The sequence below is a fragment of the Streptomyces sp. NPDC001663 genome, assembly GCF_042893105.1.
Lineage (GTDB): Bacteria > Actinomycetota > Actinomycetes > Streptomycetales > Streptomycetaceae > Streptomyces.
Map to the genome: position 1 here is coordinate 101,357 of NZ_JBIAUR010000015.1, position 20,317 is coordinate 121,673.

The window sequence follows — 20,317 nt, forward strand, 5'->3', positions numbered from 1 at the left end:
TCACTTCAGGCGCTCCCGGATCCGCTCCCTCATCGACGCCATCGTGAACCCGCGCGGGTCCACCTTCCCCGGCTGCCACTCCAGGTGGCCGATGACCGACCGCTCCGTCCAGCCGTGGTGCCGGCACACGGCCGCGGCGGCTTTCTCGATCGCCTCCAGCTGGGCGGCCGGCCAGGGGTCCTCGCCGTCGCCGAGGTTCTCGCACTCGAAGCCGTAGAAGTGCCGGTTGCCGTCGGTGTTCGCCTCGTTGTCCGGCGGAAGCGCCTTCTCGGCGATCACCGCGCGCAGCACGTCGTCGTCGCCGAGGCCCGCGTGGTTGGCGCGGCCGTAGCCGACCAGGTGGACCGTGCCGTCCTTGGTGATGACGCCGTGGCAGAGGGGGCCGGGCAGGCCCGGGTAGCCGTCCCGGCAGATCTCGACGGTGCGTTCGCTGCCGCTCGTCACCGTGTGGTGGATCATCACGCCGTGGACGGGGCCCCACGGCCCCTTGTGGTTGCGGTTGTGGTGCTCCCAGTCGCCGACCTCGACGACCGTCAGGCCCTCCGCCCTGAGCCCCTCCAGGAAACTGCCCGCGGACATGGGTGATGCCATGACCGCCTCCTTCGTACCGTGCCGGCGGCCGCCGGTCGCGGCCCCTCGTCTCGTAGGTCTTACCGACAGTGCACGACTGATTACACATGGTTCGCGGGACGGATGTCTCGATCCGGACATCCCGAACACCGTGCCCGCTGGACAGAATTCGCGCATCTGCCCAGCCGCGGATGATCCATTCCCCCTCTTTCGTGTAATAGCACCGACACGCTCCGTGATGGGAGGCTTGTCCGCGGAGATCGACGCAGCCGCGCAGTCGGGCGCCGGCTGTATGACCGGGAGGGCAGTTCTCATATGTCGGTAGGCGAAGAGGTCCGTACGGAGCAGGGCAAGCCGCAGCAGAGTCTCGGCACCGCTGCCGCACGGAACCTGGCCACCACGACCAAGTCCGCACCCCAGATGCAGGAGATCAGCTCACGCTGGCTGCTGCGCATGCTGCCGTGGGTGAACGTCCAGGGCGGCACCTACCGGGTGAACCGGCGGCTGAGCTACGCCGTCGGAGACGGCCGCATCACGTTCGTGAAGACCGGCGACCGGGTCGAGGTCATCCCCGCCGAGCTCGGCGAGCTCCCGGCCCTGCGCTCGTACGAGGACGAGGAGGTGCTCTCGGAGCTCGCCCAGCGCTGCCGGCAGCAGGAGTTCGCGCCGGGATCCGTGATCACCTCGTTCGGCAGTCAGACGGACGAGGTGTACCTGCTGGCGCACGGCAGGGTCGAGAAGGTCGGCACGGGCCCGTACGGCGACGACGCGGTCCTCGGGGTGCTCGCCGACGGCGCCTACTTCGGCGATGCGGCCCTGGTCGACCCGGACGCCATCTGGGAGTACACCGCCCGCGCGGACACCGCGTGCACAGTGCTTGTCCTGTCCCGTCAGGACGTCGACCAGGTCGCGGAGCGCTCCGACTCCCTGCGCGAGCACCTCCAGCAGCTGCGCGCGATTCCGCAGCAGCGCACCAACAAGTTCGGCGAGAAGGAGGTCGACCTCGCCGCCGGCCACAGCGGCGAGCCCGACATCCCGCACACCTTCGTCGACTACGAGGCCAGGCCCCGCGAGTACGAACTGAGCATCGCCCAGACCGTGCTGCGCATCCACTCGCGCGTGGCCGACCTCTACAACCAGCCGATGAACCAGACCGAGCAGCAACTCAGGCTCACGGTCGAGGCGTTGAAGGAGCGTCAGGAGCACGAGCTGGTCAACAACCGCGAGTTCGGGCTGCTCCACAACTGCGAGTACGACCAGCGGCTCCAGCCGCACGACGGCGTGCCCAGCCCCGACGACCTGGACGAGCTGCTCAGCCGGCGGCGCGGCACCAAGCTGCTGCTCGCCCACCCGCGCGCGATCTCCGCGATCGGCCGCGAGCTCAACAAGCGCGGCCTGGTCCCTGAGACCATCGAGGTGGCGGGCAACCGCATCCCGACCTGGCGCGGTGTGCCGATCTACCCCTGCAACAAGATTCCGGTGAGCGAGGCCCGTACGAGCTCGATCATCGCCATGCGTACGGGCGAGGCCGAGCAGGGCGTCATCGGACTGCAGCAGGCCGGCATCCCGGACGAGATCGAGCCGAGCCTGTCCGTGCGCTTCATGGGCATCAACGAACAGGCGATCATCAAGTACCTCGTGACGGCGTACTACTCGGCCGCGGTGCTCGTGCCGGACGCCCTCGGTGTCCTGGAGAACGTCGAGATCGGTCGCTGGAGGTGACGTTTCTGCACCTCGGAGCCGTGTCCCCGCCCACCGGGGCGGGTACACCCCGGTCGTATGCGCCCAGCAGCAGCGGAAGCGCTACCGTCCGCGGACTGACCGAGGGGGATCCCATGGCCGAGTTGATGACGGACACGAAGCAACGTGCCACCGGGGCGGGGCCGCTGGACGGACACGAGGCGGCGGCGATCCTGGACCGCACCCGCGCGTGTGTCGACCCCGAACTGCGCGCCGCGGTCGACTCGTTGCCGGGCTCCATGCGCCGGATCGCGCTCTACCACTTCTGCTGGGAGCACGCGGACGGCAGTCCGGCGGCGGGCAACGCGGGCAAGGCGATCCGTCCCGCACTGGTCCTCACCGCGGCGGCCGCGCTCGGCGGCCCGGGAGCGCGCGAGTCGGCGGTGCGGGCGGCCGCGGCGGTGGAACTGGTCCACAACTTCACGCTGCTGCACGACGACGTGATGGACCGGGACACCACCCGGCGCCACCGGCCCACCGCGTGGACCGTGTTCGGCGACGCCGACGCGATCCTCGCCGGAGACGCCCTGCAGGCGCTCGCCCTGGGGATGCTCGCCGAGGACCCGCACCCGGCGTCCGCGCAGGCCGGCGCCCGGCTCGCGGCCTGCGTCGTCGAGCTGTGCGCGGGGCAGCACGCGGACACGGCGATGGAGCGGCTCGGCCCCGGCGAGGTCACCCTCGACGAGGTGCTGACCATGGCCGAGGCGAAGACGGGCGCGCTGCTGGGGTGCGCCTGCGCGCTGGGCGCGCTGTACGCGGGGGCGCCCGCCGAGGACGTCGAGGCGCTGGACGCCTTCGGCCGTGAGGCCGGGCTCGCGTTCCAGCTCATCGACGACGTGATCGGCATATGGGGCGACCCGAGCCGCACCGGCAAGCCGGCCGGCGCCGACCTGGCGGCCCGCAAGAAGTCCCTGCCGGTCGTCGCCGCGCTCACCTCGGGCACACCGGCGGCCGGTGAACTGGCCGCCCTGTACGAAATGCCGTACGACAAGGAGGACGCAGAGGCGATCGCGCGCACCGCTCTCGCCGTGGAGCAGGCCGGTGGGCGCGACTGGGCGCAGGTCCAGGCCGCCGACCGGATGGCCCGCGCGATGCAGGAGCTGGCCCGCGCGGTTCCCGACCCGGAGGCGGCGGGCGGGCTGCTCGCGTTGGCGGAGTTCGTGACGCGTCGCACCAGTTGACCGCTGTACTCAACAGACCCCGGAGCCACCGGGGCGGCCGCGCGGCTCCTGACCCCGCACGGCCGCCCAGGCTCCGGCCCGGTGGGTCCCGCACATCCCCACGGTGTGCGGGGCCCCCTTTTTCGTGGCCCCCGTATAGGCTCAACAGCCGCACAACCGAGGTCGGTTGAGATGAGAGGGCGGCACATGGGCGTGGCGATCCGGACGGCGGACGAGGGCGACCGGGAGCTGGTCGTGCGGCTGCTGGACGAGGCCTTCCAGGACGATCCGGTCAGCGGCTGGGTCTTTCCGGGCGACGAGTACCGCCGTACGACCCACCACAGGCTGATGGCCGCTTTCACGGAGATCGTGCTCGCCGAGGGCCGTATCGATGTCACCGAGGACGGCACCGCGTGTGCGCTGTGGTTGTCGGTGCCCGCCGAGGAGCACGACGCCGACGACGACGGGCCCGCCCAGCTGCGGGCCGCCGTGGATCCGGAGAACGAGCGCGTCGAGCTGATCGGCCGGCTGACCGCGGGCATCCACCCCGTCGGGCGCGCCCACGAGTACCTGTGGATGATCGCCGTCACGCCCGACCGCCAGGGCGAGGGGCTCGGCACCGCGCTCGTCCAGCACGTCCTCGACCGCTGCGACCGCGAGCAAGTGCCCGCCTATCTGGAGGCCAGCAACGCCCGCAGCCGCGCGCTGTACGAGCGCCTCGGCTTCGAGCTCACCGGCACCCCCCTCGACCTCCCCGACGGCCCGCGGATCTGGCCGATGTGGCGCGAACCGCGCACGCACTAGGCGCTCCGGCTTCGCCATGACCGACTTCGCGCCGGAGTCGGTGCGCACCTTCGGCAACGGCGTTCTGGTCCGTACGTACGCGCGCAGGCGATGACCGGCCTACGCTGAGGGCATGGACAGCTCAGAACACGTCTGTCCGGCCTGCGGACAGCCCGTGGAAACGGTCGTCAAGCGCCACAAGACCCTGGGCGCGTGGGTCCCGCTGTGGGTGGCGGGCCCCTGCCACAACCCACAGTGCGAGGCGTACGTCCCCGAGGGCGCCGCGCCCGACGTGACCGCGCCGGACGAGGAGCCCGGCGAGACGCCCGCGCAGAAATCCTGAACCCCGCGCCGGGAAGATCATTGAGCCCGCGTCGAAATTTCCCCGAATCCGGTGTCGAGAATCCCGGCCCGGCTCCGACGTCCCCCGTGAGAGCCGCTCATCGAGGGCGGTGAGAGCCGAAGGAGCCAAGTCATGAAGTACCTGGTCATGGTGCAGTGCACGCAGGCGGACTACGAGGGCATGCAGGGCACGGCCAACGCGACCTCCCCGGCCTGGAGCCAGGAGGACGTCCAGGCCATGTACGCCTTCATGGGCGCCCTCAACGACGACCTCGCCGAGACCGGCGAGATGCTCGACGGACAGGGCCTGACCGAGCCGGCGAAGGCCCGGCTGGTCGGTCTGGGCGACGACGGCAAGCCCGTGATCACCGACGGTCCGTACAGCGAGACCAAGGAGCTGCTGGCCGGCTACTGGGTCCTGGACTGCGCGAGCCTGGAGCGCGTCACGGAGATCGCCGAGCGCATCCTCCAGTGCCCCCAGCCCGCCGGGGCCACCAACTACCCCGTGGTGATCCGGCCCATCGGCGACCCTTCCGCGGACGTCTGAGCACCCTGTGGGCCCCGCCGCCGAGACCGAGGACCTGCTGCGCCTGCACGCGCCGCAGGTCCTCGGTGCGCTGGTCAGGCGGTACGGCCACTTCGACGCCGCCGAGGACGCCGTACAGGAGGCGCTGCTCGCCGCGGCCGGGCAGTGGCCCTCGGCCGGGGTTCCGGACAACCCGCGCGGCTGGCTGATCAGAGTGGCCTCGCGGCGGCTGACCGACGCGCTGCGGTCCGAGGAGGCCCGGCGGGCGCGGGAGGAGAAGGCCGCGGCGCTCACCTCGCGTCTGGCGTCCGGGCCCGATCGCGCGCCCCGCGAGGACGACACGCTCACGCTCCTCTTCCTGTGCTGCCACCCCGACCTCACCCCGCCCGCGCAGATCGCGCTGACCCTGCGCGCCGTCGGCGGTCTGACGACGGCCGAGATCGCCCGGGCGTACCTGGTCCCCGAGGCGACGATGGCGCAGCGCATCAGCCGGGCCAAGCAGAAGGTGCGGGGGGTGCGCTTCGGGCGCCCGGACAACTGGGAGCAGCGTCTGCCGGCCGTCCTGCACACGCTCTACCTGATCTTCAACGAGGGCTACACGGCGACGTCCGGTACCAGCCTGCAGCGCCGTGACCTGGCCGGAGAGGCGATCCGCCTGACCCGTGCCGTCCAGCGCCTGCTCCCCGACGACGGCGAGGTGGCGGGACTGCTGGCCCTGATGCTGCTCACCGATGCCCGCCGCGACGCGCGCACCGGTCCGCACGGCGAGCTCGTGCCCCTCGACGAACAGGACCGCGACCGCTGGGACAAGGCCGCGATCGAGGAGGGCGTGGCGCTGGTCACCCGGGCGCTCGCGCGGGGCTGTGCGGGCCCGTACCAACTGCGGGCCGCGATCGCCGCCGTACACGACGAGGCGCCGTCCGCGGAGGCCACCGACTGGCAGGAGATCCTCGGCCTGTACGAGGTGCTGGTCCGCCGGGTCCCCGGCCCCGTCGAGCGCCTCAACCGGGCCGTGGCCCTCGCCATGGTCGACGGACCGGAGGCGGGCCTTGCGGAACTCGCCCTGCTGGAGCCGGAGTTGGGCCACCGGCTCGACGCGGTCCGGGGCCACCTCCTGGAGCGCGCCGGCGCCCATGACGAGGCCCGGACCGCCTACGAGGCGGCGGCCGCGAAGACCCTGAGCCTCCCCGAGCAGCGCTATTTGCAGGGGCGGGCGGCACGGCTGAGGCCGTAACCTGCCCCCATGGCCGATCACATCCTGCACATCACCGAACGCGCCCTCTGGGACGCCGCCCGCGCAAAGGGCACGTACGAGATCTCGACCCGCGGCCGCACCCTCCAGGAGGAGGGCTTCATCCACTGCTCGACCCGCACTCAGCTCCCGGGGACCGCCGGCCGTTTCTTCGACGGCCTGGACGACCTGGTGGTCCTGGTCATCGACCCGGACCGCCTGAACGCCCCGCTGAAGTACGAGTCCAACAAGCCCGGCGGGGACGAGTTCCCGCACGTGTACGGGCCGATCCCGGTGGCCGCCGTGGTCGACGTGGAGCGGTGGCCGGCGTGAGCGGTTTACCGCGCCGCCGGGTGTGGCGGTGGGCCGTGACGGTGTGGGCGGTCGCGGTGGCCGTCGGGGGGCTGCTCACGCTGTGGCTGCAGGACTCGACGGAGCCGCGGCCGCCGGCCCGCTGGGAGAACGCGGACCCGAGCCCGTCCCCGTCGGCCGGGCGGTACGAGAGCACGGAGTGCCCGATCCCGACTCCCACCCCCACCGACGAACCGTTCTACTTCGCCTGCGCGGTCAAGGTCGGCTGACCCGTCCGCCCGTCTCCGGATCCCGCCCCGTCAGGCAGTACGTGCCGCCCGCCGGGTCCCGCAGCACCGTCCAGCCGGAGTGCCGGGCGACGAACTCGGCACCGAGCCGCTCGTGATGGGCGCGGGTCGCCTCGATGTCGGCGCAGGCGAGGTCCAGGTGGGCGGTCGTCTCCCGTTCCTCGCCGAGCCGTTGGAGGAGGATGCGGACCGGGAGGCCGGGCGGCGGCTCCACCACGTGGAACTCGGGGAGCGAGCCCGGCCGGGAGTGCCACCCCGGCAACAGGCCGCCCCAGAAGGCGACTTCGGCGTCGTAGGCGGAAGGTGCGAGGTCGATGCAGACCTGGTCGAGGCGGCTGCCGTGCACGACGGGTGGCCGCGTCACCTGACCGCGCCACGGCATGGTGCAGAACAACTGCCCTGCGGGCGACCGCAGTACGGCCCACGTCCCGTGCTCGGCGACCGTCTCCGCCCCGAGCCGCAGCGCCGACCGTACGAATTCCCGTACGTCGTCCACGGGGAAGTCGAGATGTGCACCGCCAGGACCCGAGGAGACTCCCTGCACCTTGACGCAGGCGTCGGCACCGTCGGGCAGGAGGGTCGTGAACTCCTTGTTCTCGCCGCGGAGTTCGGAAAGCCGCGTGTCCGTGACGGCCGTCCAGAACTCGCAGGCGGACCCGAAGAGTTCGTACGGCCGGTCCATGAACGCGTAGGTCCACAGGACCTGTCGGCTCATCCCTTCCGCTCCATGAACCGCAACATGTTCCCCGCCGGGTCCCGGAACGCGCAGTCACGCACTCCGTACGGCATGTCCGTCGGTTCCTGGATCACCTCGGCGCCGGATTCCCGGACGCGGGCGAAGAGGGCGTCGCAGTCCTCGGTGGTGAAGTTGACCCCGCGCAGCATGCCCTTGGCCAGCAGCTGCTCCATCGCCTCGCGGTCGGCCGGGGAGAGATCCGGGTTCGCCGCGGGCGGCTCCAGGACGATCGACACGTCCGGTTGCAGCGGCGACCCGACGGTCACCCACCGCATTCCCTCGTACTTGACGTCGTTGCGGATCTCCAGGCCCAGGACGTCGCAGTAGAAGGTGACAGCCTTGTCGTGGTCGTCGACGGCGATGAAACAGTTGTGCAGTTTCAGGTCCATGGGTCCAACCTAAGGTCAATTCCGGCGTCACGTCCGTCTCGGGCGCGTGTACGCCCGTGCCACGCAGGGCGGGATCTCCGCGCTCTCCTCGTGCGAGCGGGCCCGGTAGGAGCTCGGCGTCTCGCCCACCAGCTCGGTGAAGCGGGCGCTGAAGGAGCCGAGGGACGTACAGCCGACCGCCATGCAGACCTCGGTGACCGTGAGGTCCCCGCGGCGCAGCAGTGTCTTGGCGCGCTCGATCCGGCGGGTCATGAGGTAGCCGTAGGGGGTCTCGCCGTAGGCGGCGCGGAAGCTGCGCTGGAAGTGGCCCGGCGACATCAGGGCGGTGCTCGCGAGGGCGGCTACATCGAGGGGTTCGGCGTACTCGCGGTCCATACGGTCGCGTGCCTGTCGCAGGCGTACCAGATCCTCACGATTCACCATGTCAGGATCGCACGATCCTCACCGGCCGGGCGCCTCCTCCTGACGTTCGCTTTGCCTTCAGTTCGCCTGCCGTATGAAAGCGCTTGTTCCCATGGGGCAATGGACCACATCACGTTCCTCGTGGCGGTCGTCATCGTCACGGCCCTGGCCTTCGACTTCACCAACGGATTCCACGACACCGCGAATGCGATGGCCACCTCCATCGCCACCGGCGCCCTCAAGCCCAGAACGGCGGTGCTCATCAGCGGAGTCCTCAACATCGTCGGGGCCTTCCTGTCGACGGAAGTCGCCAAGACGATCTCGGGCGGCATCGTCGACGACACGCTCGTCAGTCCGGGAATGATCTTCGCCGGGCTGGTCGGGGCGATCCTGTGGAATCTGCTGACCTGGCTGGTCGGACTGCCCTCGAGCTCCTCGCACGCCCTGTTCGGCGGGCTGATCGGCGCCGTCTGGGTCGGTGCGGGTTCCAACGGCGTGCACTTCGACAAGGTTGTCGAGAAGGTGCTGATCCCGGCGGTGGCCTCGCCGGTCGTGGCCGGCGTCGCGGCCCTGATCGCCACCTACCTCGCCTACAAGCTCACCGCCCGCGCCCGCAAGGACTCCGTCACCAAGGGCTTCAGGCTCGGCCAGATCGCCTCGGCCTCGCTGGTCTCGCTCGCGCACGGCACCAACGACGCGCAGAAGACCATGGGCATCATCACGCTGACACTGATCTCCGCGGGCGCGCTCGGCCACGACGCCGGCCCGCCGGTGTGGGTGATCGCGTCGGCCGGTCTGGCCATCGGCCTCGGCACCTACATCGGCGGCTGGCGGATCATCCGCACCATGGGCAAGGGCCTGACCGAGATCCAGTCCCCGCAGGGCTTCGCCGCCGAGACGGCCTCCACGACGGTCATCCTCACCTCCGCGCACCTGGGCTTCGCCCTGTCCACCACGCAGGTCGCCTCGGGCTCCATCCTCGGCGCGGGCCTCGGCCGGCGCCTCGCGGAGGTCCGCTGGGGCGTCGCGGGCCGCATGGTCGCCGCCTGGCTGATCACGCTGCCGGCGGCCGCGCTGGTCGGCGGTGTCTCCGCGAGCGTGGTCAAGCACGGCGGCAACCTCGGCACGATCGTCGTCGCGCTGGTCGGCGCCGCGGTCGCCGCGGGCATCGTCGTCGTCTCGCGCCGCAACCCGGTGCACGCGCACAACGTCAACGAGGGCCACGAGGTCACCATCCGCACCGCACCGCCGGCCAGCGTCGGCACGGCCGCCTGAGCACAGGGAGTTTCGTAGCATGAGTCTCGACTGGAACGCACTGGGCGAGGTCACCGCGGTGAGCATCGGCGTCACCGTGGCCGTGGTCGTCGTCTTCGCCCTCGGGGTCCTCGGCCTCGCCCGCTTCGAGGGGGCGAAGGAGGGCGGCGACGGCACCTCGTCCCTGGGCATGGCGCAGGCCGGGCTGTGCTTCCTCGCATGCGCGGCCGTGGTGGCGTACGGGATCTATCTGATCGTTCCGCAGTTCCACTGAGCACCGGAAGGACAACGGAATGACGACGCCGCCTCTGCTGGCCGAACTGGCCGCGCTGAAGGTCGACTACACCGACCCCGACGACCCGGTCCTCATCCGCCCGGACGGCTCCCCGATCGACACCTGGCGGGAGAACTACCCGTACGCGCACCGCATGGAGCGCAAGGAGTACGACTGGCACAAGCGGCTCCAGCAGATCGAGCTGCTGAAGCTGCAGAGCTGGATCAAGGAGACCGGGCGCCGGCTCGTCGTAGTCTTCGAGGGGCGGGACGCGGCTGGCAAAGGCGGCACCATCAAGCGCTTCACCGAGCACCTCAACCCGCGCGGCGCCCGGGTGGTGGCGCTGGAGAAGCCGACGGAGCGCGAGAGCGGCCAGTGGTACTTCCAGCGCTACGTCGAACACCTGCCGACCGCGGGCGAGATCGTGCTGTTCGACCGCTCCTGGTACAACCGGGCCGGCGTGGAGCGCGTGATGGGCTTCTGCTCGGACGACGAGTACCGGCGCTTCATGCGCCAGGCCCCGCTGTTCGAGCGGATGCTCGCGGACGACGGCGTCGAGCTGATCAAGTTCTGGTTCTCGGTCTCCCAGGGCGAACAGCGCACCCGCTTCACCATCCGTCAGGTCGATCCCGTACGGCAGTGGAAGCTCAGCCCGATGGACCTGGCCTCCCTCGACCGCTGGGACGACTACACCAGGGCCAAGGTCGCCATGTTCCGCGAGACGGACACCGAGCACGCGCCCTGGACGGTGGTGAAGAGCAACGACAAGAAGCGGGCCCGCGTCGAGGCCATGCGCAGCGTCCTGGCCCGCTTCGACTACGCCGACAAGGACGAGGAGGTCGTCGGCAGCCCGGACCCACGGATCGTGGGCGCCGCGGCGGGCCTGCTGGAGGCAGGGGAGGACGATCACGGCGGCCACTAGGCACGTCGTGCGGCCGCTCTGTGGAGGACTACGGCTTGTTCCACAGGGCGGCCACCGTCTGTGCCGCCGCCCGCCCTTGGGCGAAACCGGCGTTGCCGGCCGGTGTCCTGCTCGCCGGGGACAGCGGGTCCGGCCCGAAGGCGGCGAGGGACTCCTCGTCGGGGACGACGACCTCGACGAGCCCCCCGCGCCCGGCGATCGCGGCCGCGTCGGCCTCCAGCACCGGGTCGGGCATCGGGGCGACGACGAGCGTACGGGCGTGGTCCGCCGCGAGATCGAGGTTGGTGAGGGAACGGATGCCGCCGTCGATGTAGCGGTCGGCGCCGATCGTCGTGGCCGGCCAGACACCGGGGATGGCGCAGCTCGCGGCCACGGCGTCCACCAGGCCGACACCGGCGGCGCGGTCGAAGAGCCGGGTCTCACCGGTGGCGGCGTTCACGGCGACCACGGCCAGCGCGCGCTCCGGCCAGCTGTGGGACGGCAGCCGCCCCTCGATGACGGGACGCCGCTCGGCCTCGGCCACCGTCTCGGCGGCCAGCGCCATCTCGCCCATCCGGCGCAGCCGTTCCACCGGGTCGGTGACCTCGGCGTTCAGCTTCTCGGCGAACTCGAAGACGGCGGCGAGGGCACCCTCCCGCGGCTTCAGCTCCTCCTTCTGCAGCGCGGGGTCCACCTGGGCCCGCAACAGTGCGGACAGCGCCGTACCGCTGCCGATCTGCGCGGCCACGACGGACCCGGCCGAGGTGCCGAGCAGGAAGTCCGCGTCGGTGACGTCGACCCCGCCGTCGGCGAGCCCCGCCAGCACGCCCGTCGCCCAGGCGATGCCCGCCACCCCGCCCCCACCGATGACCAGCGCGCGCCCGTCCTTCATCCCCGCCCCCAGTGCTCGACCACGGTGCAACATCACTGCCAAGTCGCCGCCGGGCGGCGGTATTCCCGCTGCGGGAACGCCGAAGGGGCCCGCCCGGCAACCCGGTCGGACCCCTTCGGGAAACCCTCGGACCCGCGATGGTGCACCGATCGCCGGTCCCCGCGAACCTTCTCGCGAACGGGGCGTTCGTCAGGCCTTCTTGGTCTCCCAGAAGATCTTGTCGATCTGGGCGATGTAGTCCAGAGCCTTCTGGCCCGTGGCCGGGTCGGTGGACGCCTTGGCGGCCGAGAGGGCCTTCAGGGCGTCGTTGACCAGCTGGTGCAGCTCCGGGTACTTCTCGAAGTGCGGGGGCTTGAAGTAGTCGCTCCAGAGCACGGAGACGTGGTGCTTCGCGAGCTCGGCGCGCTGCTCCTTGATGACGGTGGCGCGAGCCTGGAAGTGCGGGTCGTCGTTGCCGGCCATCTTTTCCTGGACGGCCTTCACCGACTCCGCCTCGATGCGGGCCTGGGCCGGGTCGTACACACCGCAGGGCAGGTCGCAGTGTGCGCTGACCTTGACCTTGGGGGCAAACAGGCGGGAAAGCATGGAGCATTCCTTCCTCGTGATCGTCTTCTCAGGTGCGACATTACTCCCTGGGAGAGGCGATTTCGCGAGTGCCCCCATGGGCTTAGGACAAAAGTCCAGGGTCAGACTGAGACTGGTGGAGGAACGGACCGGGGAGGTGCCGGGGATGCCGGAGCTGTCGCAGGACATCGAGCGCGGGAGGGCTCTGCTGCCCTTCGGGGCGGCCGAGGTGACCGGGCCGTCCATGGTGCCCACGCTCCACCACGGGGACCGTCTCGTGGTCCAGTACGGCGCCCGGATCCGCCCGGGTGACGTCGTCGTCCTGCGCCATCCCTTCCAGCAGGACCTGCTGGTCGTCAAGCGTGCGGCGGAGCGCCGCGAGGGCGGCTGGTGGGTGCTCGGCGACAACGCCTACGCGGGCGGTGACAGCACGGACTACGGGACCGTCCCGGAGGACCTGGTCCTGGGCAAGGTGCGCTTCCGCTACCGGCCGCTGCGGCCGGATCAGCGCTCGCCGTTCGCGGTCGCGCGCTGGGCGCTGTCGGCCGCCAGGCCCGTCCTGTCCGACCGGTCGGCCTCCAGGCGCTTGCGGGCACGGTAGGCGGCCACGTTGGCGCGGGTCGCGCACCGGTCGGAGCAGTAGCGCCGGGAGCGGTTGGTCGAGGTGTCCAGGTAGGCGTTGCGGCACGGGGGCGCCTCGCACAGGCCCAGACGGTCGACGCCGTACTCCGTGAGGTGGAACGCCAGGCCCATCGCGGCGATGGCCGCGTAGCCGGCGGTCGCGTTCGACGGGTGGTCCGCCAGGTGCATGTGCCACAGCGGGCGGCCGTCGTCGTCCCGGAAGTCGTGCCCGGAGATCTGCGGGCTCACCGGGAACTCCAGCAGCAGAGAGTTCAGCAGGTCCACCGCGAGCGTCTCGTCGCCCTTGTCCGCCGCCTCGAAGACGGCCCGCAGCCGGGCCCGGACCGAGCGGAAGCGGGTGACGTCGGCGTCGGTGGCGCGCCGGGCCGCCGACTGGTTGCCGCCGAACAGGTCGCGGACGGCCTCGACGGAGGTCAGCAAGTCCTTGCCCCGGGCCGGTTCCTCGCTGTTGACGAGTCGTACGGCGTAGTCCGAGTAATAGGCCAGTTCCACTTGTAGTCCTTACGCATGCGCTCTATGGTCGTGTGCGGGAGCAGGTAACGACTGCCTGTCCTCCCAGGGTATTACGCGGGCGCGGAGAAAAGGGGACTCCATGACCATCACGGCCGGAACCGACTGGCAGGCCTGGCAGGAGAGCTGGGACCGGCAGCAGGAGTGGTACATGCCGGACCGGGAGGAACGCTTCCGGATCATGCTGGACATGGTCGAGGCGCTCGTCGGCACCGCCCCGCGCGTCCTGGACCTCGCTTGCGGCACCGGCAGCATCACGGCCCGGCTGCTCGCCCGTTTCCCGGAGGCGACGAGCACCGGAGTCGACCTCGACCCCGCGCTGCTCGCCATCGCCCAGGGCACCTTCGAGGGCGACGACCGGGTCGCCTTCGTCGAGGCCGACCTCAAGGACGCCGAGTGGCGGGCGAAACTGCCGTACGACTCCTACGACGCCGTCCTCACCGCCACGGCCCTGCACTGGCTGCACAGCGAACCCCTCGCGGCTCTATACGGTCAGGTCGCGGAACTCGTCCGCGACGGCGGTGTCTTCATGAACGCGGACCACATGATCGACGACGCGACGCCACGGATCAACGCGGCCGAGCGTGCACAGCGGCACACCCGCATGGATCAGGCCAAGCGGGACGGGGCGCTGGACTGGGCGGAGTGGTGGCAGGTGGCCGCCGAGGACCCGGCCCTCGCCGGGCCGACCGCCCGCCGCTACGAGATCTACGGGGAGCATGCGGACGGGGACATGCCGTCCGCGGCCTGGCATGCGCGGGTACTGCGGGAGAAGGGGTTCGGGGAGGCTCGGGCGGTTTGGTGCTCGCCGTCGGACACGTTGTTGCTGGCGCTCAAGTAACGGCCTGTCAACGGCCCATGAGGAAGGGGCGGTACGGGAATCCCGTACCGCCCCTGGCCGTCGAATCGCTTACAGAACCTTCGACAGGAACGACTGCGTCCGCTCGTGCTGAGGGTTCGTCAGGACGTCGCGCGGGTGGCCGGACTCGACCACCACGCCGCCGTCCATGAAGACCAGGCTGTCGCCGACTTCGCGGGCGAAGCCCATCTCGTGGGTGACGACGATCATCGTCATACCGGACTCGGCCAGGTCGCGCATGACGTCGAGGACGTCGCCGACCAGCTCCGGGTCGAGCGCCGAGGTCGGCTCGTCGAAGAGCATCAGCTTCGGGTCCATGGCGAGGGCCCGGGCGATGGCGACGCGCTGCTGCTGGCCGCCGGAGAGCTGCGAGGGGTAGCTGTCGGCCTTGTCGGCGAGGCCGACCCGGTCCAGGAGCTGCCGTGCGCGCTCTCGCGCTTCGGCCTTGTTCTTGCCCTTGACCTGGACCGGCGCCTCGATGATGTTCTCCAGCGCGGTCATGTGCGGGAACAGGTTGAAGCGCTGGAAGACCATGCCGATGTCGCGGCGCTTCAGCGAGACCTCGTTGTCCTTGAGCTCGTACAGCTTGTCGCCCTTCTGGCGGTAGCCGACCAGCTCCCCGTCGACGTACAGCCGCCCGGCGTTGATCTTCTCCAGGTGGTTGATGCACCGCAGGAAGGTCGACTTGCCGGAGCCCGAAGGGCCGATGAGACAGAAGACCTCGCCGGACCTCACCTCCAGGTCGATGCCCTGGAGGACCTCGAGGGGGCCGAAGGACTTGTGGACACCCTCGGCCTTGACCATCGGGATGCTGGAGTCGCGCACGGTCGTGTCCGACTTGCTGAGCTTGTCTGTCATGCCGTGACCCCCTTCCGGTTGAACAGGGGCACGAGGTTGGCCTTGATCCGCTGCAAAGGCGTCGGCGGCAGCGCGCGGCTCGAGCCGCGCGCGTAGTACCGCTCGATGTAGTACTGCCCGACGCTGAGGACCGAGGTGAGGATCAGGTACCAGGCGGCGGCCAGGAACAGCATCTCCACCGGGGCGCCGGAGGTCTGGCCGATGTCCTGGGCGTAGCGCAGGAGCTCGTAGTACTGCACCGCCGAGACCAGCGAGGTGGTCTTCAGCATGTTGATGACCTCGTTGCCCGTGGGCGGCACGATCACGCGCATGGCCTGCGGGATGACGATGCGCCGCAGGGTCTTGCCGTGGCTCATGCCGAGGGCGTGCGACGCCTCCGTCTGCCCTTCGTCGACCGAGAGCAGACCGGCACGGCAGATCTCCGCCATGTACGCGGCCTCGTTCAGGCCGAGGCCGAGCAGCGCCGTCAGGAACGGCGTCATGAAGTCCGACCAGTAGTTCTTGTAGATCGGACCGAGGTTGATGTACTCGAAGACCAGACCCAGGTTGAACCAGACGAACAGCTGGACCAGGACCGGGGTACCGCGGAAGAACCAGATGTAGAACCACGCGATGGACGAGGTCACCGGGTTCTTCGACAGGCGCATGACGGCGAGCAGGATGCCGCCGGCGATGCCGATCACCATCGACACCACCGTCAGGAGCATCGTCTGGCCGACGCCCTTGAGGATGCGGTGGTCGAAGAAGTAGTCCGGAACGGCACCCCAGTTGATCTTGCCCTGGGCGAACGCGTAGATGATCGCGACCAGGACCCCGATCGCGATCACGGCGGAGACGTACCGCCCGTAGTGCCGGACCGGGATGGCCTTGATGGCCTCCGGTCCGGCCGGGGGAGTGTCCTCGGGACCCGCCGTCTTTTCGATGTCAGCAGTCACGGGAATTGCCTTTCAGTGGCCGCGGACCGCGGTCACTTGCCGCCGTTGACGGTGGCTTCCTTGACGGCGCCGTCGGCGACGCCCCACTTCTGGATGATCTTGTCGTACTCGCCGTTCTTGATGACCGCGTCGAGCGCGGCCTGCAGGGCGTCCCGCAGCTGGGTGTTGCTCTTGGCGACCGCGATGCCGTACGGGGCGGCCTCGACCTGGTCGCCGACGATCTGGAAGTCCTTGCCGCCGCCGGAGGTCTTCACGGCGTAGGCGGCGACCGGGAAGTCGGAGGAGCCTGCCTGGGCACCGCCCGCGCGGACGCGGGTCTGGGCCTGCTGGTCGTTGTCGAAGGACTCGATGGCCAGCTTCTTGCCGCTCGGGCACTTCTTGGCCTCGGCCTTGGCGAGGTCCTCGGAGACCGTGCCGCGCTGCACCGCGATCTTCTTGCCGCACAGGTCGGACCAGCTCTTGATGCCCTGGTCGTTGCCCTTCTTGGTGTAGATCGAGACACCGGCGTTGAAGTAGTCGACGAAGTCGACGCCCTCGCCGACCTTCTTGCCGGTCTCGGAGTCGATGCCCTCCTGGCGGTCCTTGGTGTCGGTCATCGCGGACATGGCGATGTCGTACCGCTTGGAGCGCAGACCCGTGATCAGGGTGTCGAAGGTACCGTTCTCGAACTCGAACTTCACGCCGAGCTGCTTGCCCATGGCGGCCGCGAGGTCGGGGTCGATGCCGACCGTCTGGCCGGAGCTGTCCTTGAACTCGACCGGCGCGTACGCGATGTCGGAACCGACCTTGACGACGCCCTTGTCCCGGATCGACGCCGGCAGCTTGCCGGCCAGCGGCGCCGTGCTCGCGGATGCGCTGCCGCCGGTGTCCTTGTCCTTCGTCTGGTCACCGCAACCGGTGAGGATCAGCGCGCCTGCGACCGCGATCGCACCGACCGCTGCCAAACGGTGGTGCGCGGCGGTCGTACGACGGGTGGAGCTTGCGGTCATTTTGGGTTCCTCCGGCGGATGGGTGGAGTTGCCGATGGGTCGACGAGAACACACACCTTCGGGTGTCGCGACCTCGTGGGTTTACGGCATCTTGCCATTCGGACTGAGCCGTTCAGGGGACCCGTGATGTCAAAATCGGATAACGGGCGACCCCCGAACCGCACCACTTCGGTACAACATGTCCGGACCATCTACGGGAATCATCCGTTCCGGCCGGAAGATCTTCGGTACATCTCATGATACGGACCAGGGCTCCGAGGTGTTGATCACTGTTTGAGTGCTGGTCAGGCGATCGTCGAGGACGTGTCCCCATATTTCGTGACGATTTGTTGTCACCGAGACGTGACCTTCGGGCCCCGGGATGTGACCTTGCACTTAATGGACTCGTCCTCGTGCGGTCCGTCCGGTAAGAAGGTTCTTTACACCCCTCATCCGGGGCTCGGGGCGCGTGTGCGGCGCGCCCGTCGCGTATGACCCGTACGCATCAACAGATCGGGCATGCGCGGTCCCGCCCACCCCTCACCAGGAGTGGCCACCCTCAACCAATGAAGACTTAAGGGGTAAAACAAAGTGGCAGCGGAGATCGTCAATCCTCGCAGCGACAGCAATACGGATCAGGACGGGGCCGAGCCCCTCGATTCCTTCGATCCGGCGTTCGCGCTGCACCGCGGCGGCAAGATGGCCGTGCAGGCCACCGTGCCGGTCCGTGACAAGGACGACCTGTCCCTGGCGTACACGCCCGGCGTCGCGAAGGTGTGCAGCGCGATCGCCGAGCAGCCGGAACTCGTCCACGACTACACGTGGAAGTCGTCCGTCGTGGCCGTGGTCACCGACGGCACGGCGGTGCTCGGACTCGGGGACATCGGCCCCGAAGCCTCCCTCCCGGTGATGGAGGGCAAGGCGATTCTGTTCAAGCAGTTCGGCGGCGTCGACGCCGTCCCGATCGCGCTCGACTGCACGGGCGTCGACGAGATCATCGAGACCGTGGTGCGGCTCGCGCCGTCCTTCGGCGGCGTCAATCTGGAGGACATCTCGGCACCGCGGTGCTTCGAGATCGAGCGGAAGCTGCAGGAGCGGCTCGACATCCCGGTCTTCCACGACGACCAGCACGGTACGGCCGTCGTGACGCTGGCGGCCCTGCGGAACGCCGCGCGGCTCAGCGGGCGGTCGATCGCGGATCTGCGGGCCGTCATCTCCGGCGCGGGTGCGGCCGGTGTCGCCATCGCCAAGATGCTGGTCGAGGCCGGCATCGGTGACGTCGCCGTCGCGGACCGCAAGGGCATCGTGTCGGCCGACCGGGACGACCTGACGGACGTCAAGCGGGAGCTCGCCTCCTTCACCAACAAGGCCGGCATCACGGGGTCGCTGGAGGCGGCTCTGGAGGGTGCGGACGTCTTCATCGGCGTCTCCGGCGGTACGGTCGCGGAGGAGGCCGTCGCCTCGATGGCCGAGGGCGCGTTCGTGTTCGCCATGGCCAACCCGAACCCCGAGGTCCACCCCGACGTCGCGCACAAGTACGCGGCCGTCGTGGCCACCGGGCGGTCCGACTTCCCGAACCAGATCAACAACGTGCTGGCGTTCCCGGGCATCTTCGCGGGTGCGCTGCAGGTGCGGGCGTCCCGGATCACCGAGGGCATGAAGATCGCGGCGGCCGAGGCGCTGGCGGGGGTTGTCGGGGACGACCTTGCCGCGGACTACGTGATTCCGTCGCCGTTCGATGAGCGGGTTGCTCCGGCGGTGACGGCGGCTGTTGCGGCGGCCGCGCGTGCGGAGGGTGTTGCTCGGCGCTGACGTGTGCGTCGGCTGAATGGCCCCGTCCGTTTGGGCGGGGCCATTTCTTTACCCGCTCGCCCGCCCGTTCGGGTGGTTGAGAGGCGGACGTTGCCCGTGGGTGGGGGTTGCGGCCCTGGGGGCGCAGCCCCCAGACCCCCTTCGGCCCGAAAGGCCTCGTCCTCAAACGCCGGACGGCTGATCGGTGCTGACTGGCATCGGCATGTGGCCGGTGACAAGAGGGCGTGTGTCACAGGGCCTCGTGGTTCCGTCGGCTCGAGTCGCCGCCTATCGTCAAGGTCATGTTCGCCGTCTACGCCGCTCGAATCGACCGCGACCAGCCCCTCGACGGCCTCGAGTTGGGGGACCGTCCGGCTCCCGAGGCCCGTCCCGGCTGGAGCACCGTCAACGTCAAGGCCGCCTCCCTCAACCACCACGACCTCTGGTCTCTCAGGGGCGTGGGCCTGTCCGAGGACAAACTGCCGATGATCCTCGGTTGCGACGCCGCCGGTGTCGACGAGGACGGCAACGAGGTCGTCCTGCACTCCGTGATCGGGCAGAGCGGTCACGGCGTGGGGCCCAAGGAGCCCCGGTCCATCCTCACCGAGCACTACCAGGGCACCTTCGCCGAGCAGGTCGCCGTCCCGACCTGGAACATCCTGCCCAAGCCCAAGGAGCTCTCCTTCGCGGAGGCCGCCTGTCTGCCGACCGCCTGGCTGACGGCGTACCGCATGCTCTTCACCAACGCGGGTGTACGGCCCGGCGACTCGGTCCTCGTGCAGGGCGCCGGTGGCGGGGTCGCCACGGCCGCGATCGTGCTCGGCAAGGCGGCGGGGCTGCGTGTCTTCGCCACCAGCCGTGACGAGGCCAAGCGGAAGCGGGCCGTCGAACTCGGTGCCGTCGAGGCGGTGGAATCGGGGGCGCGGCTGCCGCAGCGCGTCGACGCCGTCATCGAGACCGTCGGCGCGGCGACGTGGTCGCACTCGATCAAGTCCCTGCGCCCCGGCGGCACACTGGTCATCTCCGGTGCCACGAGCGGCGATCGCCCCTCGCACGCCGAACTGACCCGCATCTTCTTCCTCGAACTCAAGGTCGTCGGCTCCACGATGGGCACCAAGGACGAACTCGAGGACCTGCTCTCCTTCTGCGCCGCCACCGGTGTACGCCCCGTCATCGACGAGGTGCTGCCGATGGACCGGGCCCGCGAGGGCTTCCAACGGATGGCGTCCGGGGAGCAGTTCGGCAAGATCGTGCTCACCAACGACTGACGGTTTCTGACTGCTCCTTTCGCCGTGCGGCGGGCTCGGTTCCCCGGGCCCGCCGTTCGCGTTTCCGCACGACCACTCTTGTCAACCGTGGTTGACACTCCTCTTCGTGTCAACGTAAGTTGA

25 protein-coding genes and 1 pseudogene are annotated in these 20,317 nt (G+C 69.9%); 16 read left to right on the plus strand and 10 right to left on the minus strand.

The window, feature by feature from the left end:
* A complete protein-coding gene (locus ACFY1L_RS39500; protein ID WP_388835845.1) occupies positions 1-591 on the minus strand; it encodes an N-acetylmuramoyl-L-alanine amidase in 591 nt (196 codons plus the stop codon).
* Between the two features lie 294 nt (positions 592-885).
* Between ACFY1L_RS39500 and ACFY1L_RS39505 the strand changes: the two genes are divergently transcribed.
* From ACFY1L_RS39505 to ACFY1L_RS39545, 9 genes and pseudogenes are all read left to right on the plus strand, one after another.
* The gene (locus tag ACFY1L_RS39505; protein ID WP_388835848.1) at positions 886-2,292 is read left to right on the plus strand and encodes a family 2B encapsulin nanocompartment shell protein; all 1,407 of its coding nucleotides are present in this window, start codon (positions 886-888) and stop codon (positions 2,290-2,292) included.
* Between the two features lie 113 nt (positions 2,293-2,405).
* Positions 2,406-3,491, plus strand: a complete 1,086-nt coding sequence (locus ACFY1L_RS39510; RefSeq protein WP_388835851.1) for a family 2 encapsulin nanocompartment cargo protein polyprenyl transferase — start codon at positions 2,406-2,408, stop codon at positions 3,489-3,491.
* A 186-nt stretch (positions 3,492-3,677) separates the two neighbouring features.
* Positions 3,678-4,274 carry a GNAT family N-acetyltransferase gene (locus tag ACFY1L_RS39515; protein WP_388836312.1) on the plus strand — a complete coding sequence of 199 codons (597 nt, stop codon included), beginning with the start codon at positions 3,678-3,680 and terminating at the stop codon, positions 4,272-4,274.
* A 4-nt stretch (positions 4,275-4,278) separates the two neighbouring features.
* A pseudogene (locus ACFY1L_RS39520) lies at positions 4,279-4,368 on the plus strand (dihydrofolate reductase); the annotation flags it as partial.
* A gap of 18 nt (positions 4,369-4,386) precedes the next feature.
* Positions 4,387-4,596, plus strand: a complete 210-nt coding sequence (locus tag ACFY1L_RS39525; protein ID WP_388835855.1) for a hypothetical protein — start codon at positions 4,387-4,389, stop codon at positions 4,594-4,596.
* Positions 4,597-4,728: 132 nt separating this feature from the next.
* On the plus strand, positions 4,729-5,142 hold the full coding sequence (locus ACFY1L_RS39530) for a YciI family protein (RefSeq protein ID WP_388835858.1): 414 nt from the start codon (positions 4,729-4,731) through the stop codon (positions 5,140-5,142).
* A gap of 7 nt (positions 5,143-5,149) precedes the next feature.
* Positions 5,150-6,355 carry an RNA polymerase sigma factor gene (locus ACFY1L_RS39535; RefSeq protein ID WP_388835862.1) on the plus strand — a complete coding sequence of 402 codons (1,206 nt, stop codon included), beginning with the start codon at positions 5,150-5,152 and terminating at the stop codon, positions 6,353-6,355.
* Positions 6,356-6,364: 9 nt separating this feature from the next.
* Positions 6,365-6,685, plus strand: coding sequence for a DUF952 domain-containing protein (locus ACFY1L_RS39540; protein WP_388835865.1), 321 nt, complete (start codon positions 6,365-6,367; stop codon positions 6,683-6,685).
* A complete protein-coding gene (locus ACFY1L_RS39545; RefSeq protein ID WP_388835867.1) occupies positions 6,682-6,933 on the plus strand; it encodes a hypothetical protein in 252 nt (83 codons plus the stop codon). Before ACFY1L_RS39540 ends, ACFY1L_RS39545 begins: the two co-directional genes overlap by 4 nt.
* On the opposite strand, the gene ACFY1L_RS39550 is transcribed toward ACFY1L_RS39545, so the two are convergent.
* From ACFY1L_RS39550 to ACFY1L_RS39560, 3 genes are read right to left on the minus strand one after another with little or no spacing between them, the layout of a single operon-like run.
* Positions 6,920-7,666, minus strand: coding sequence for a VOC family protein (locus ACFY1L_RS39550; protein ID WP_388835870.1), 747 nt, complete (start codon positions 7,664-7,666; stop codon positions 6,920-6,922). The genes ACFY1L_RS39545 and ACFY1L_RS39550 overlap by 14 nt on opposite strands.
* Positions 7,663-8,076, minus strand: coding sequence for a VOC family protein (locus tag ACFY1L_RS39555; RefSeq protein ID WP_361264554.1), 414 nt, complete (start codon positions 8,074-8,076; stop codon positions 7,663-7,665). Before ACFY1L_RS39555 ends, ACFY1L_RS39550 begins: the two co-directional genes overlap by 4 nt.
* Positions 8,077-8,103: 27 nt before the next feature.
* Entirely contained in the window at positions 8,104-8,496 is a 393-nt protein-coding gene (locus ACFY1L_RS39560; protein ID WP_361264983.1) for a helix-turn-helix transcriptional regulator, read from the minus strand.
* Between the two features lie 102 nt (positions 8,497-8,598).
* Between ACFY1L_RS39560 and ACFY1L_RS39565 the strand changes: the two genes are divergently transcribed.
* From ACFY1L_RS39565 to ppk2, 3 genes are read left to right on the plus strand one after another with little or no spacing between them, the layout of a single operon-like run.
* Positions 8,599-9,753, plus strand: coding sequence for an anion permease (locus tag ACFY1L_RS39565; RefSeq protein ID WP_388835874.1), 1,155 nt, complete (start codon positions 8,599-8,601; stop codon positions 9,751-9,753).
* Positions 9,754-9,772: 19 nt separating this feature from the next.
* Positions 9,773-10,006, plus strand: coding sequence for a hypothetical protein (locus tag ACFY1L_RS39570; protein WP_388835877.1), 234 nt, complete (start codon positions 9,773-9,775; stop codon positions 10,004-10,006).
* A gap of 19 nt (positions 10,007-10,025) precedes the next feature.
* Positions 10,026-10,928, plus strand: coding sequence for a polyphosphate kinase 2 (gene ppk2 / locus ACFY1L_RS39575; protein WP_388835880.1), 903 nt, complete (start codon positions 10,026-10,028; stop codon positions 10,926-10,928).
* Between the two features lie 28 nt (positions 10,929-10,956).
* Here ppk2 and ACFY1L_RS39580 read toward each other — a convergent pair whose 3' ends face one another.
* Both ACFY1L_RS39580 and sodN read right to left on the minus strand, forming a co-directional pair.
* Positions 10,957-11,799 (minus strand): patatin-like phospholipase family protein, encoded by an 843-nt coding sequence (locus ACFY1L_RS39580; protein ID WP_388835882.1) that lies wholly within the window; start codon positions 11,797-11,799, stop codon positions 10,957-10,959.
* A gap of 189 nt (positions 11,800-11,988) precedes the next feature.
* Complete coding sequence (gene sodN / locus ACFY1L_RS39585; protein ID WP_023546844.1) at positions 11,989-12,384, minus strand: superoxide dismutase, Ni; 396 nt, start codon at positions 12,382-12,384, stop codon at positions 11,989-11,991.
* Between the two features lie 145 nt (positions 12,385-12,529).
* On the opposite strand from sodN, the gene sodX reads away from it, so the two are divergent.
* Positions 12,530-12,964: a nickel-type superoxide dismutase maturation protease gene (sodX, locus tag ACFY1L_RS39590; RefSeq protein ID WP_388836315.1), complete on the plus strand. Its 435-nt coding sequence runs from the start codon at positions 12,530-12,532 to the stop codon at positions 12,962-12,964.
* On the opposite strand, the gene ACFY1L_RS39595 is transcribed toward sodX, so the two are convergent.
* The gene (locus ACFY1L_RS39595; protein WP_388835886.1) at positions 12,868-13,497 is read right to left on the minus strand and encodes a CGNR zinc finger domain-containing protein; all 630 of its coding nucleotides are present in this window, start codon (positions 13,495-13,497) and stop codon (positions 12,868-12,870) included. The two genes, sodX and ACFY1L_RS39595, sit on opposite strands and share 97 nt — an antisense overlap.
* A 100-nt stretch (positions 13,498-13,597) precedes the next feature.
* Between ACFY1L_RS39595 and ACFY1L_RS39600 the strand changes: the two genes are divergently transcribed.
* Positions 13,598-14,356 (plus strand): class I SAM-dependent methyltransferase, encoded by a 759-nt coding sequence (locus ACFY1L_RS39600; RefSeq protein ID WP_388835889.1) that lies wholly within the window; start codon positions 13,598-13,600, stop codon positions 14,354-14,356.
* A gap of 69 nt (positions 14,357-14,425) precedes the next feature.
* On the opposite strand, the gene ACFY1L_RS39605 is transcribed toward ACFY1L_RS39600, so the two are convergent.
* From ACFY1L_RS39605 to ACFY1L_RS39615, 3 genes are read right to left on the minus strand one after another with little or no spacing between them, the layout of a single operon-like run.
* On the minus strand, positions 14,426-15,232 hold the full coding sequence (locus tag ACFY1L_RS39605) for an amino acid ABC transporter ATP-binding protein (protein ID WP_388835892.1): 807 nt from the start codon (positions 15,230-15,232) through the stop codon (positions 14,426-14,428).
* Complete coding sequence (locus ACFY1L_RS39610; RefSeq protein ID WP_388835895.1) at positions 15,229-16,167, minus strand: amino acid ABC transporter permease; 939 nt, start codon at positions 16,165-16,167, stop codon at positions 15,229-15,231. Before ACFY1L_RS39610 ends, ACFY1L_RS39605 begins: the two co-directional genes overlap by 4 nt.
* 32 nt (positions 16,168-16,199) lie before the next feature.
* Positions 16,200-17,156: an ABC transporter substrate-binding protein gene (locus tag ACFY1L_RS39615; protein WP_388835898.1), complete on the minus strand. Its 957-nt coding sequence runs from the start codon at positions 17,154-17,156 to the stop codon at positions 16,200-16,202.
* Between the two features lie 570 nt (positions 17,157-17,726).
* Here ACFY1L_RS39615 and ACFY1L_RS39620 point away from each other — a divergent pair.
* Positions 17,727-18,947 (plus strand): NADP-dependent malic enzyme, encoded by a 1,221-nt coding sequence (locus tag ACFY1L_RS39620; RefSeq protein ID WP_388835901.1) that lies wholly within the window; start codon positions 17,727-17,729, stop codon positions 18,945-18,947.
* A 281-nt stretch (positions 18,948-19,228) separates the two neighbouring features.
* Positions 19,229-20,194 carry a zinc-binding dehydrogenase gene (locus ACFY1L_RS39625; RefSeq protein WP_388835904.1) on the plus strand — a complete coding sequence of 322 codons (966 nt, stop codon included), beginning with the start codon at positions 19,229-19,231 and terminating at the stop codon, positions 20,192-20,194.
* The last annotated feature ends 123 nt before the right edge of the window (positions 20,195-20,317 follow it).